This is a genomic window from Maribacter aquimarinus, assembly GCF_047345505.1.
GTDB lineage: Bacteria > Bacteroidota > Bacteroidia > Flavobacteriales > Flavobacteriaceae > Maribacter.
Genome location: NZ_JBLFEO010000016.1, coordinates 59,991 through 72,484, shown reverse-complemented (window position 1 = coordinate 72,484; position 12,494 = coordinate 59,991). Strand labels below are relative to the sequence as shown.

Below are 12,494 nucleotides of genomic sequence, written 5' to 3'. Positions count from 1 at the left end.
GGGTTACCCCAAATACGTTCTGGCACGTTCCAAGGCCTCGGGTATGCCCTCCGGCCGCTTGCCCCCAGCCGTGGCAAAGAAGGGCTGGCCGCCACCGCCGCCCTGAATGTGCTTGCCCAGCTCACGTACAATGGTACCGGCATGGAGCGCTTTGGCCGCCACCAGTTTTTTGGAGATGTAACATGACAATAGGGCCTTGCCGTTCTGCTCGGTGGCAAAGAGCAGGAAAAGATCTTGGCGCCCCTGCCCCATTTCAAAGCAGAGGTCTTTGATGCTGGCCGCATCCAGATCCAATTTACGGGCCAGGAACCGGGCGCCGTTCACCTCCTCCAAATGGTTCATCAATTCAGATTTTAGGTTTTTGGCCTTGTCCTTTAGCAATTGGGCCAGTTGTTTCTTTAAGGCCGCGTTCTCTTCTTGGAGTCCGGCCACTGCCTTTACCGGGTCTTGGGCCCTGCCCAGCACTTCCCGTACCTGGTCCAGGGCCTCTTGGCTCTCCAAAAAAAAGGTTTTGGCGGCGTCCGAGGTAATGGCCTCCACCCGGCGAATGCCCGCGGCCACGGCACCTTCGGACTTAATCTTAAAATGCCAGATGTCTCCGGTGTTCTTCACGTGGGTGCCCCCGCAGAGTTCCACCGATTTTCCAAACTGTATGGTGCGCACCGTGTCCCCGTACTTTTCGCCAAAGAGGGCCATGGCCCCGGAGGCCAGGGCTTCTTGCATGGGAACGTTGCGCCTTTCCTCCAAGGGCAATCTGCCATGGATGCGGGCATTCACAAAATCTTCCACCTGCTGCAGTTCCGCGGGCGTCATCTTGGAAAAGTGCGAAAAATCGAACCTAAGGTAGTTCGCCTGCACCGAGGAGCCCTTTTGCTCCACGTGCCCTCCCAGCACCTCCCTAAGCGCCTGGTGCAGCAAGTGGGTGGCGGTATGGTTGGCCTCGGTGAGCGCACGGTGTTTGGCATCGACCACTGCATTTAGGGAAGCGTCCGGTTTTTTGGGCAGGTTCTTGGCATAGTGTACGATCTCATTGTTTTCCCGTTTGGTGTCCGTAATGTACACCACATCGCCATTGGAAGCCTCCAGGTAGCCCTTGTCCCCGATCTGCCCCCCGCCCTCCGGGTAAAAAGGGGTAAGGTTGAACACCAATTGGTATTGGGTACCGCCCTTTTTGGAGGTCACCTCGCGGTACTTCACCAAGTTCACACGGGCCTCCAGGACATCATAGCCCACAAATTCCTGTTCCTTATCGTCCAGCAGCACCACCCAATCCTGTTTGGAAACGGCAGAGGCCGATTTAGATCGATCTTTTTGGGCCTGCATGGCGGTGTTGAAGCCCGCCTCGTCCAGGGTGTAGCCCTTTTCACCCAAGATCAGGGCGGTGAGGTCTATGGGAAAACCAAAAGTATCGTACAGTTCAAAGGCCTTGGCACCATCCACGACCTTGCCCTTGGTATTGGCGATCATGACGTCCAAGAGAACCAAGCCTTGGTCCAAGGTCTTCAAAAAGGATTGTTCCTCTTCCTTCACCACGTTCTCAATAAGCTGTTTTTGCTCTTTGAGCTCCGGAAAGGCCTCTCCCATGGTGCGCGCCAACACCTGGGCCAGGCGGAACATAAAGGGTTCCTTGGTGTCCAGAAAGGTAAAGCCATAGCGCACGGCGCGCCTCAAGATCCTGCGGATCACATAACCGGCACCGGTATTGGATGGCAATTGGCCATCTGCTATGGAAAAGGCCACCGCCCTGATGTGGTCCACAATGACCCGTATGGCAATGTCCGTTTCCGCTTTCTTGCCATAGACCGCATTGGTTATGGTCTCCATCTCCCGGATCAGGGGCGTAAAGACGTCCGTGTCATAGTTGGAGGTTACGTTCTGCAATACCATGCAGAGCCGCTCAAAACCCATTCCAGTGTCCACGTGCTTGGCGGGCAAGGGCTCCAGGCTGCCATTGGCCTTTCGGTTGTACTGCATGAAGACCAGGTTCCAAAGTTCCACCACCAGCGGATGGTCTGCATTGACCAAACTGGCTCCCGGTGTTTTGGCCCTTTCACCATCGGGTCTCAGGTCCACGTGGATCTCGGAGCAGGGGCCGCAGGGACCTTGGTCTCCCATCTCCCAAAAATTATCCTTTTTATTGCCCATGATGATACGGTCTTCGGGGACAATGTTGCGCCACAGCGCATACGCTTCGTGATCCTTTTCCAGGGCATCGGCATCGGTACTGCCCTCAAAAACGGAGACGTACAACCGATCCTTATCTATCTTGAACACCTCGGTGAGCAGTTCCCAGGCCCAGGTGATGGCCTCTTCCTTAAAATAGTCCCCAAAGCTCCAGTTGCCCAGCATCTCGAACATGGTGTGGTGGTAGGTGTCCTTGCCCACCTCTTCCAGGTCATTGTGCTTGCCACTGACGCGCAGGCACTTTTGGGTATCTGCCACCCGCGGTGCCTTGGGCTGGTCTATGCCCAAGAACTGTGCCTTGAACTGGTTCATTCCGGCGTTGGTAAAGAGCAGGGTGGGATCGTCCTTGATCACCATGGGGGCAGAAGGGACTATATGGTGTTCCTTGCTTTTAAAAAACGCCAGAAACTGCTTTCGTATATCTTTGGAATTCATATACAATGCCAAGGTTTTATAAATTTTAACCGTTTGTACAAAACAATTTTTATATTTGTTTGTTATGTTAAAACGAAAGCGTAAAAATAGGACAAAATCCCGTCATGTCTAAGGTAAAATACTATTACGACCCGGAAACGCTCGCCTACAGAAAGCTGGAACCAAAACGTTCCAGGCGCTACAGGAACATTGCATTTTTCTTTTTGGGCTCTTTTTTGTTCGGACTGCTGGGACTGGTGCTTTTGCTCAACACCAACCTGATCAACACCCCGAGGGAACTCTCCCTGGCCCGTGAGGTTAAAAATTACGAACTACAGTTTGAGCTCCTGAACAAAAAGATGGAGCAAATAGAGTATGTACTGGGAAACATTGCCGATCGGGACAACAACATTTACCGACTCTATTTTGAGGCCAATCCCATTCCCGAGGAACAGCGGCGGGCCGGTTTTGGGGGCATTAACCGGTACAAGTCCCTGGAGGGCTTCAACAACTCGGACATGATCATTGCCACCACCAAGCGCTTGGACGTGATCAAGAAACAGATGGCCATACAGTCCAAATCCCTGGACGAGATCACCAAACTGGCCGAGGAAAAAGAAAAATTGCTGGCCTCCATCCCGGCCATACAGCCCATAAACAATGACGACCTTACCCGAATGGCCTCTGGTTATGGATGGCGCTCGGACCCTTTTACCAAAGTGCGAAAAATGCATTACGGGATGGATTTCACGGCCCCAAAGGGCACGCCCATCTATGCCTCCGGGGACGGCAAGGTGCTGCGTGCGGACAACAATGCCTCCGGATACGGGAAACACATCAGGATCGATCACGGTTATGGGTATCTAAGCCTGTACGCCCACCTGAGCAAGTACAACGTAAAAAAGGGACAGCAGGTAAAAAGGGGCGATCTTATAGGCTTTGTGGGCAGTACGGGACGATCACAGGCCCCGCACCTGCACTATGAGGTCTGGAAGGACAAGGAACGCATAAACCCCATGAATTTCTACTACGGCAGTCTGTCTCCAGAAGAATTCCAGAACATGCTGAAATACGCCAATCAGGAAAACCAATCCCTGGATTGATGAAGGCAAACCTTCCCGAAAAACGGTATTACGGAATAGGCGAAGTGGCCAAGGCCTTTGGCGTGAACACATCCCTGATCCGTTTTTGGGAAAAGGAATTCGATGTGCTCCAGCCCAAGAAAAATGCCAAGGGCAACCGCAAATTCACCCCAAAGGACATTCAAAGTCTGGAACTCATATACCACCTGGTCAAGGAAAGGGGATTTACCCTGGAAGGTGCCAAGACCCACTTAAAGGAAGAGCGGAAAAAGACCCTCTCCAACTTTGAGATCATTCAAAAATTGGAAGGGGTGAAAGCGGCGCTCATAAAAATGAAGGACCAACTGTAAACCATAATCACGAACACTAACCGCTCTTGTGCAGCCCCTGGGGTGCCCAAGGACTTTAAAACCACTGAAAATGAAAAAAGGAATCATTGCACTGATCATTCTGGCCGTAATAGGTCTGGCCCTTTACAATTGGGGCGTAACCTTTAATAACACCGCCATTGCCCTGGAAGAAACCTCTACCAAGACCTGGGCCAATGTGGAGAGCGCCTACCAGCGCCGCAACGACCTCATTGGCAATCTGGTTAAGACCGTACAGGGCGCGGCAGACTTTGAGCGCGGCACCCTGACCGATGTCATTGAGGCCCGTGCCAAGGCCACGGCCGTGAGCATAGACCCCACCAACATTACGCCCGATCAACTGGCGCAGTTTAACGAGGCCCAGAGCGGGCTCAGTGGGGCCTTGAGCCGCTTGTTGGTGACCGTGGAGCGCTACCCGGACCTCAAGGCCAACCAGAATTTCCTGGAGCTGCAATCGCAACTGGAGGGCACCGAGAACCGCATCAACGTGGCACGGGACCGCTTCAATGCCACCGTGGAGCCCTACAACCTGCACATTAAAAAGTTTCCCAACTCCATCTTGGCGGGCATCTTAAATTTTGACGAACTGGCGTATTTCAAGTCCGAGGCCGGATCGGAACAGGCACCGGACGTGAATTTTGATTTTTAAGCAAACGTAAATGTCCCAAGTAGAGGATTTTTTGAGCAGCACGGATGAGGCCGAAATTGTGGAGGCCATCATTGCGGCAGAGCAGCGCACTTCCGGCGAGATCCGGGTGCACTTGGAAGCCCACACCGATCTGGACCCTTACGAAAGGGCCAAGGCCGTTTTCCACCTCCTTAAAATGGACAACACCAAGGAAGAAAACGGCGTACTGCTCTATGTGGCCGTGCAGGACAAAAAATTTGTGATCTGCGTGGACAAGGGGATAGACCGTGCCGTACCGGACAATTTTTGGGAAGGCACACGGGACGTGATACAGGAACATTTTAAAAAAGGACAGTTCAAGACGGGCATTGTTCAGGGCATTTTGCGGGCCGGCGAGGCCTTGCAGGCCCATTTTCCATACAAAAAAGGGGATCAAAACGAACTTTCGGATGAAGTATCCAAAGCTTAGCCTGGTCCTTGCCCTTTGGCTCTTTAGCCTGGTAACGGCCTGGGCCCAGTTCCAGATACCGGAGAAACCCGCGGTACAGACCAGCGTGTACGACTATGTGAACCTCCTCTCCCCTGCCCAGAAAAACACCTTGGAACAAAAACTGATCCGGTATTCGGACAGCACCTCCACCCAGATCGTGGTGGCCATCATTGAAAGTACGCAAGGGGAAAACATCATGTACCTTGGCGCGCAATGGGGCCAGCAATGGGGCCTTGGCCAAGCGGGCACGGACAATGGGGTATTGGTGCTACTGGCCAAAAACGATAAGAAAATTGCGATCAACACGGGCTATGGCACAGAGGGGATGCTCACGGACGCCATGTCCCGGCGCATCATTGAGACCGTGATCATACCCCAATTTAAAAAAGGCGACTATTTTGGTGGCCTCAGTAAGGGAAGTGATGCCATTTTCAAGGTGCTTACAGGTGCTTTCAAGGAAGACCGCTCTTTTGACGAACCCCAGGGAAACCCGCTGGGAGGCCTCCTGCCCATTATCATCTTCATTGTCATCTTCATTATCCTGTCCAAGCGCAACCGGCGCAACGGCGGGGGCAGCGGTGGGCGCAGCGGTAGCGGCCCCAGTATCTGGGACATGATCATCTTGAGCAATATGGGCCGTAGCGGAAGAAGCGGCGGCTTTGGCAGCGGTGGTGGTTTTGGCGGCGGAGGTGGCTTCGGAGGCGGCTTCGGTGGTGGCGGCTTTGGCGGGGGCGGTGCTTCCGGAGGGTGGTAGTAGGTAGTCGTTAGTGGGTAGAGGGTAGTCGTTAGTGGGTAGAGAGTAGAGGGTAGTGCGTTGTGTTTTGATTCTCTTTTCTTGCCTCCTGATTCTTGTTTCTTGTTTCTTGGTATTGAGTATTAAGAGGTCGTTTCTCTGATTTAGGTCAATGTGAATTGGTTTGACATTAGAACCATGGCCTAAGACATACAATTCTATTTTCTCTGTTCTCTGTTCTCTTTTCTTGCCTCCTTATCTTTGGTTCTTGGTATTGAGTATCAAGTATTGAGTATTAAGAGGTCGTTTTCCTGATTTAGGTCGATGTGAATTGGTTTGACGTTAGAACCATGGCCTAAGACATACAATTCTATTTTCTCTGTTCTTACCTCTTGTTTCTACCTTCCGTACTTGAACAAAAGGAGACCACCTTTACTTTTTCCGCATAAAAACGGAAATGGGCACCCCAGAAAAATCGAAATGCTCCCTGATCTTGTTCTCCAGATAGCGTTTGTAGGGATCCTTCACATATTGGGGCAGGTTACAGAAAAATGCAAACTGCGGATAGGGCGTGGGCAGTTGGGTACAGAATTTGATCTTAACGTGCTTGCCCTTGTTAGCCGGTGGCGGATATTGTTCTATGAGCGGCAGCATGACATCATTGAGTTTCCGGGTAACCACCTTACGGCTCCTGTTTTCATATACCTGTACCGCGGTCTCAATGGCCTTGAAGATGCGCTGCTTGGTAAGCGCGGAGATGAACAGAATGGGCACATCCACAAAGGGCTCAATGACCTTTTTTATTCTCTGGGTGTACTCCTTTATGGTATTGGTCTCCTTGTCCTCTACCAAATCCCATTTGTTCACCAAGATGACAATGCCCTTGTTGTTGCGGGCGGCCAGCCAAAAAATGTTCTCCACCTGGCCATCAAAGCCCCGGGTGGCATCGAACAACAATAGGCACACATCGCTGTGCTCAATGGCCCTGACGGAGCGCATCACCGAATAGAATTCCAGATCCTCCCTCACTTTGGCCTTGCGGCGTATCCCGGCCGTATCCACCAAATTGAACTCAAAACCAAACCTATTGTACTTGGTGTCTATACTGTCCCGGGTGGTGCCCGCCACATCGGTCACAATATAGCGCTCTTCCCCGATCAGCGCATTGATAAAGGAAGACTTACCGGCATTGGGGCGGCCCACCACGGCAAAACGGGGCAGATCGTCCTGCTCCTGTTCCGTGTCCGGCAAGACCTGCACCAAGGCATCCAAGAGGTCGCCGGTACCACTGCCGTTGATACTTGAAAGCGTGTGGTAATCGCCCAGGCCAAGGTTATAGAACTCCACGGCATCCTGTTCGCGCATGGCATTGTCCACCTTGTTCACGGCGAGCAGCACGGGCTTGTCCACCCGGCGCAACAGTTTGGCCACATCCTCGTCCATTCCGGTGACCCCCGTTTCCACATCGACCATAAAAATAATGGCGTCGGCCTCATCAATGGCCAACTCCACCTGCTTGTCTATCTCTTTTTCAAAGATATCGTCACTGCCCAGGACGTAGCCACCGGTATCGATTACGGAAAACTCCTTGCCGTTCCAATCGCTTTTCCCATAATGGCGGTCCCGGGTTACGCCGCTTGTGGCATCCACGATGGCCTCACGGCGCTGTATCAACCTATTGAAAAATGTGGATTTGCCCACATTGGGTCTCCCTATAATGGCAACAATGGCGCCCATAGCTCTATATTTTGGCCGCAAAGGTACGGTATCCCTGATAATGCCGTTGGCAAGGGATTTTTTTATTCCAAAAACAAAAGATTTCTTTGGCCCCCTTCAGCGCATTATATGGAGATTTTGGGCATTGCGGCCCAAATAGCGCTCACCGACGGAGCGTGAACGCACCAATTTTGCCGGGGACCCGTAGGCCACAACATAGCTGGGCACATTGCCCACCACCAAAGATCCGGCTCCAATGACGGTATGTTCGCCTATTTCAATATTTTCAATGATGCTTGATCCTAGGCCCACCGCCGAGAAACGGCCCAAAAAAAGATTTCCTCCAGTGGCCACCCGTGGCGCCAAACTGGAAAAATTGTCCATGACCCCATCATGCCCCAAGGAAACATTGGTGTTCAAGATGCAGTGCTCACCCACCACGGCGCCGGCATTTACGACGGCCCCGGGCATCACCACACTGCCAGGTCCAATAACGGCATTATTGGACATGACCGCCTTGGGGTGCACCACCATAACAAAATTGAAATTGGGGTCGATCCGCAAAATACGATCTACCATTCCTTTTCTGCACCAATTGTCCCCGATGGCCACAATCCCGCCCTTGACATTGAACTTGGAAATGACAAAAGGCAGGTCGTACTCACTTCCCAGTACCGGGTACCCGTGGTGCACCATCCCTTTTCCCTTAAAGGAATCCACAAAACCAACAATGCGATAACCGCCTGATCGTTCCACACAATCTGCCACCACGCTGCCGTGACCAGAAGCCCCAAAAATGATTATATTTTCCATTTACAGGGCCAAGTTACGCATTTCATCGATAAAATGTGCATTTTGTCGATGATAATGTGCCTTTTGCAAAAATATTCAACGATCAGGACCCCCAGCACTCCATAGAATGCTTTTTTTGGAAAAAGCCATCCAGACAAGCGATTTTCAAATGATTTCCCCGCCTAAAGAGGGCATAGCCTAAACTTCTGTAGTCTTTTGCTGCTTCGCACTGCATCATTGCCTTCCCTCGGTGCCCAAAATTGAACACACCGCATCCTTAGCCAGAGTACCCAAAGCGTTTTAACTGCCGGTTGTCATTGCGCCAGTTTTTGTTCACCTTTACGTAGAGCTCTATGTGCACCTGCTTGTCAAAGAATTTTTCCAAATCCTTTCGTGCGGCCACCCCCACCCTTTTCAGTGCGCTGCCCTTGTGGCCAATGATAATGCCCTTTTGGGTCTCCCGCTCCACCATGATCACCGAGCGGATACGGATAATATTGTCATCCTCCACAAACTCCTCCGTCTCTATTTCCACCGCGTAGGGAATTTCTTTTTTATAGTGCATCAGAATTTTTTCCCTCACCGTTTCGTTCACAAAAAAGCGTTCCGGCCGATCGGTAAGCTGGTCTTTGGGATAGTAGGCCGGGGCCACGGGCAAAAGCTCTATGATGCGGGCAAACACATTTTTTATGTTGAAGTTGGTAAGTGCAGATATGGGGTGGATCTCTACCTTGGGCAGCTGCTCTTGCCAGTACTGTACCTGTTCTTCCAGCAGCTCCTGGGAGGCAGTGTCCACTTTGTTCAGCAAAAGCAGTACGGGAATGTTGGTCTCACTTATTTTGCTGAAAAATTTATCGTCCTTGAGCCCCTTTTCACCAATTTCCACCATATATATAAGCACATCTGCATCCTCGAAAGCCGATTTTACAAAGTCCATCATGGAGCTTTGCAGCTCATAAGCGGGTTTGATGATGCCCGGGGTATCTGACAGGATGACCTGAAAATCATCTCCATTGACAATGCCCAGGATACGGTGCCTGGTGGTCTGTGCCTTTGAGGTGATGATGGACAGTTTCTCTCCCACAAAGGCGTTCATTAAAGTGGATTTGCCCACATTGGGATTCCCTACGATATTCACAAAACCCGCTCTATGTTCCGTCATCTCTTCATTTTTTTAAAGTAGTCCGCGGCCGCCCGGTTCACCTTTGGGGCCAACAAGAGCACCGCGATCATGTTGGGTATGACCATCAAGGCATAGCTCAGGTCTATAAGGTTCTTTACCAATTCCAAGGAGGCAACGGCCGCAAAGACGATCATGACCACAAAATAATGGTTGTAGTACCTGCCGATCTTGGCATTGGTAAGAAAGGAGAGGCATTTTACCCCATAATAGGAATACGTGAACAAGGTAGATAGGGCAAACGCGGTTACAATGACCATGAGCAGATCGTCTCCCACCCCGAACAGGGTGGTCTCAAAAGCGGAGAGCGTCATGACAATGCCACTGCCATCTTCCAGATAGGCCCCGCTCAAAATAATGACCACTGCGGTAAAGGTACACACCAGTATGGTGTCTATAAAAGGACCCAGCATGGCCACCAGGCCCTCTTTTATGGGATTGTCCGTTTTGGACTGCCCGTGGTACATGGGGGCACTGCCCAGTCCGGCCTCATTGGAGAACATGGCGCGGCGAACGCCAATGATCACCAAGCCCCAAAAGCCTCCGGTGACCAGGGTGTCAAAGTTCCAGGCCTCGCTGATGATCAGTTTTAAACTGGGGATCACCAGCCCAGCGTTCATGACCATGACCACGATCACCGCAACGAGGTAAACGGCCACCATAAAGGGTACCAGTGCCGAGGCCACCTTGGCAATTTTGGTGAGCCCGCCAAACACCACAAAGGAAGTAATGACGGCCAGGAAAATACCAATGGTCCATTTCCAGTTCATATCGGACATGGCGTACAAGTTCTTGGAGGGCTCCACCACGCTCATAAAGGTCTCCGTGAACTGATTGGCGGTGAAGACCCCCAAAAAGCCGAACAGGCCACAAATGGCAAAAAAGATGGCCAAGGGCCTGGCCTTGGGGCCCAGTCCTTTGATAATATAGAACATGGGGCCACCTTGTAACTTTCCGTCGGAATCGGTGCCGCGAAACATAATGGCCAAACTGCACGAATAGAATTTAATGCCCATACCGATCAGGGCGGTCATCCAGATCCAGAAGACCACCCCTGGGCCACCGTCATGGATGGCGATGGCCACTCCGGATATATTTCCGAGACCAACGGTGGCGGCCACCGCGGCGGAAAGGGCCTGAAAGGAGCTCACGTCTCCCTTGGCGTTCTTATCGTCATATTTACCGGCCGTTATGGCTATGGCGTGACCGAAATACCGATAGGGCAGAAACTTGGAATACACGACCAGGAAGAGTCCGCCACCGATCAACAGCAAGAACATGGGCCACTCTGTGTAGGGCAGCGCAGCGGCAATAAAATCATTGATTGCTTCCATTGGCTCACAAAAAGGTGAAAGGTAGGGATTTTCCCCCTTTTTACGGGTTGGCCCGTGCCCAATATTTCTTTCTTCCAGAATTTGACCATCTTAAAAATACATTGTATATTTGCCGTCCATTAGCGCAGAATGCGGTAATGATTTTTCTCGCCGGAGGTTATGTACCGGAGTTGCAAAACAAGTGAGAAAATACCCATCGCGGGGTAGAGCAGTAGGTAGCTCGTCGGGCTCATAACCCGAAGGTCGCTGGTTCGAGTCCAGTCCCCGCTACTAGAAAACAAAGGCCAGAAAGCTTATTTTCTGGCCTTTTTTTGTGTTTTGTTGGTATTGTGAAGATGCCCAGGCTCCCGATCGCTCACGGCGAAGGCTGCCCAGCCCAAAGCGTGGTGCAGTGCCAGATGCAACAAGCCAACTTATTTAGCGGTTTTTTGTAGAAAAAGGGTTTTTTTTCAAATGATCAAGAGAAATTGAGCAGGCATTGCCCAACCTACCACATTGCGCCCCAAACTACTGGCCCTCTTTTTAGCCGCAAGATGCGCCCCTAGAACAAAGCCATGAAAATATGGGGTTTGGTTCCACGGCCATCCCTTGGCGATTCAATCATCGCCCCTACCCTTACTCCCGTGAAAGCGCTTCCAGTCCCCTGGGCATTGGGCAACAGCAAACCGGTACCATTGCAACCTTACCCAAAATGGCCCAATGGCCTAAATTGCCCTGGGCCAATAAACTTCTTTTAGATGCCCCAACAGGGTGCCCAAAAGTTTTCTCGCTCCACCAAAAGGCATCATAGGAGGCCTGCCCTGAAATGAACAGTACTTTCTTCGAATGCCTTGCGGGCTTTCCCCGGGGTAGTTACGAAACCACTAAAGGAAGAATGTACCAAGATTGGGGAAAAAAATGCATGGCCCGACCCCTATTTACATCGCACCTTTGCCCTATGACAAAAACAAGAAAAATGAAAACAGCACACAGCACCGTATTCAATCTCATTGAGATATTTAGGCAACCAAGATTCAGAAATCCCAAAAAGACCCTCCGAGAAACCGATTGCGATCTGCACCAACACCACGATTACTACTGCGATGCCGAAAAACAACTGGCAAACACACAAAACAGCAGATAACATGTTCGGCTTTGGTATGGCGGGCAAACCCTAAAGGGAGCCGCAAACACGGAAATCCAAGTTTTTCTATCGATTGGCAAAGATGGTTAACCCCGTTACTCATCATTTTGTGCCCTAACTCCCTTTCCACTGGCCACCCCATTGTAAACCACCTTCAGGTTTCATGGCAAAACATTCTTGAGAAACAAAGATAAAGTGGCATTCGGTGGGCCAGAAGGGGGCGCGGGAAAACCAATATGGGACAGCCCGACGATGTGCCTTTGGCAAAAGAAAATATTTCCCATTTCTTACAAAGGCAACCCCCTTGGCTTTTACTTTCCCACCTCCTTGAACGTGGAGTTTTTTGGGTATGCCTTCCCTTGAATGACAATCAGTTGTTGGCTTCCAAGAGTGGGAACACGGGCCTGACCCTTGCTCCGTATGGCCTTTTGGGCAACACCTCGGCCTCAT

At 51.3% G+C, this 12,494-nt stretch carries 11 protein-coding genes and 1 tRNA gene; 7 read left to right on the top strand and 5 right to left on the bottom strand.

Features of this window, described 5'->3' with window-relative positions; translation table 11 throughout:
• Positions 1 to 3: 3 nt before the first annotated feature.
• A complete protein-coding gene (gene alaS, locus ACKWCC_RS12330; RefSeq protein ID WP_413996246.1) occupies positions 4 to 2,619 on the bottom strand; it encodes an alanine--tRNA ligase in 2,616 nt (871 codons plus the stop codon).
• 104 nt (positions 2,620 to 2,723) lie between these two features.
• Between alaS and ACKWCC_RS12325 the strand changes: the two genes are divergently transcribed.
• From ACKWCC_RS12325 to ACKWCC_RS12305, 5 genes are all read left to right on the top strand, one after another.
• Positions 2,724 to 3,701 carry a M23 family metallopeptidase gene (locus ACKWCC_RS12325; RefSeq protein WP_413996245.1) on the top strand — a complete coding sequence of 326 codons (978 nt, stop codon included), beginning with the start codon at positions 2,724 to 2,726 and terminating at the stop codon, positions 3,699 to 3,701.
• The gene (locus ACKWCC_RS12320; protein WP_413996244.1) at positions 3,701 to 4,030 is read left to right on the top strand and encodes a MerR family transcriptional regulator; all 330 of its coding nucleotides are present in this window, start codon (positions 3,701 to 3,703) and stop codon (positions 4,028 to 4,030) included. Before ACKWCC_RS12325 ends, ACKWCC_RS12320 begins: the two co-directional genes overlap by 1 nt.
• Before the next feature lie 70 nt (positions 4,031 to 4,100).
• Positions 4,101 to 4,697 carry a LemA family protein gene (locus ACKWCC_RS12315; protein WP_413996243.1) on the top strand — a complete coding sequence of 199 codons (597 nt, stop codon included), beginning with the start codon at positions 4,101 to 4,103 and terminating at the stop codon, positions 4,695 to 4,697.
• A 10-nt stretch (positions 4,698 to 4,707) separates the two neighbouring features.
• Positions 4,708 to 5,145 carry a TPM domain-containing protein gene (locus ACKWCC_RS12310; RefSeq protein ID WP_413996242.1) on the top strand — a complete coding sequence of 146 codons (438 nt, stop codon included), beginning with the start codon at positions 4,708 to 4,710 and terminating at the stop codon, positions 5,143 to 5,145.
• On the top strand, positions 5,126 to 5,920 hold the full coding sequence (locus tag ACKWCC_RS12305; protein ID WP_413996241.1) for a TPM domain-containing protein: 795 nt from the start codon (positions 5,126 to 5,128) through the stop codon (positions 5,918 to 5,920). The genes ACKWCC_RS12310 and ACKWCC_RS12305 overlap by 20 nt, the downstream gene beginning before the upstream one ends.
• A gap of 411 nt (positions 5,921 to 6,331) precedes the next feature.
• On the opposite strand, the gene der is transcribed toward ACKWCC_RS12305, so the two are convergent.
• From der to ACKWCC_RS12285, 4 genes are all read right to left on the bottom strand, one after another.
• Positions 6,332 to 7,636 carry a ribosome biogenesis GTPase Der gene (der, locus tag ACKWCC_RS12300; protein ID WP_413996240.1) on the bottom strand — a complete coding sequence of 435 codons (1,305 nt, stop codon included), beginning with the start codon at positions 7,634 to 7,636 and terminating at the stop codon, positions 6,332 to 6,334.
• Between the two features lie 96 nt (positions 7,637 to 7,732).
• Positions 7,733 to 8,428 (bottom strand): acetyltransferase, encoded by a 696-nt coding sequence (locus tag ACKWCC_RS12295; protein ID WP_413996239.1) that lies wholly within the window; start codon positions 8,426 to 8,428, stop codon positions 7,733 to 7,735.
• Between the two features lie 256 nt (positions 8,429 to 8,684).
• Positions 8,685 to 9,569, bottom strand: a complete 885-nt coding sequence (gene era / locus ACKWCC_RS12290) for a GTPase Era (protein WP_413996238.1) — start codon at positions 9,567 to 9,569, stop codon at positions 8,685 to 8,687.
• Complete coding sequence (locus tag ACKWCC_RS12285) at positions 9,566 to 10,921, bottom strand: alanine/glycine:cation symporter family protein (RefSeq protein WP_413996237.1); 1,356 nt, start codon at positions 10,919 to 10,921, stop codon at positions 9,566 to 9,568. Before ACKWCC_RS12285 ends, era begins: the two co-directional genes overlap by 4 nt.
• Positions 10,922 to 11,118: 197 nt before the next feature.
• Here ACKWCC_RS12285 and ACKWCC_RS12280 point away from each other — a divergent pair.
• Together ACKWCC_RS12280 and ACKWCC_RS12275 are read left to right on the top strand one after the other, a co-directional pair.
• Positions 11,119 to 11,191 (top strand) — tRNA-Met (locus tag ACKWCC_RS12280).
• Positions 11,192 to 11,876: 685 nt separating this feature from the next.
• Entirely contained in the window at positions 11,877 to 12,044 is a 168-nt protein-coding gene (locus ACKWCC_RS12275) for a hypothetical protein (protein WP_413996236.1), read from the top strand.
• Positions 12,045 to 12,494: the final 450 nt, after the last annotated feature.

Bases quoted from the DNA above. Each gene is read 5' to 3' on its own strand.
- ACKWCC_RS12305 (WP_413996241.1), top strand. From the start codon at position 5,126: ATGAAGTATCCAAAGCTTAGCCTGGTCCTTGCCCTTTGGCTCTTTAGC.
- alaS (WP_413996246.1), bottom strand. From the start codon at position 2,619: ATGAATTCCAAAGATATACGAAAGCAGTTTCTGGCGTTTTTTAAAAGC.
- era (WP_413996238.1), bottom strand. From the start codon at position 9,569: ATGACGGAACATAGAGCGGGTTTTGTGAATATCGTAGGGAATCCCAAT.
- ACKWCC_RS12275 (WP_413996236.1), top strand. From the start codon at position 11,877: ATGAAAACAGCACACAGCACCGTATTCAATCTCATTGAGATATTTAGG.
- ACKWCC_RS12310 (WP_413996242.1), top strand. From the start codon at position 4,708: ATGTCCCAAGTAGAGGATTTTTTGAGCAGCACGGATGAGGCCGAAATT.
- ACKWCC_RS12320 (WP_413996244.1), top strand. From the start codon at position 3,701: ATGAAGGCAAACCTTCCCGAAAAACGGTATTACGGAATAGGCGAAGTG.
- der (WP_413996240.1), bottom strand. From the start codon at position 7,636: ATGGGCGCCATTGTTGCCATTATAGGGAGACCCAATGTGGGCAAATCC.
- ACKWCC_RS12315 (WP_413996243.1), top strand. From the start codon at position 4,101: ATGAAAAAAGGAATCATTGCACTGATCATTCTGGCCGTAATAGGTCTG.
- ACKWCC_RS12295 (WP_413996239.1), bottom strand. From the start codon at position 8,428: ATGGAAAATATAATCATTTTTGGGGCTTCTGGTCACGGCAGCGTGGTG.
- ACKWCC_RS12325 (WP_413996245.1), top strand. From the start codon at position 2,724: ATGTCTAAGGTAAAATACTATTACGACCCGGAAACGCTCGCCTACAGA.
- ACKWCC_RS12285 (WP_413996237.1), bottom strand. From the start codon at position 10,921: ATGGAAGCAATCAATGATTTTATTGCCGCTGCGCTGCCCTACACAGAG.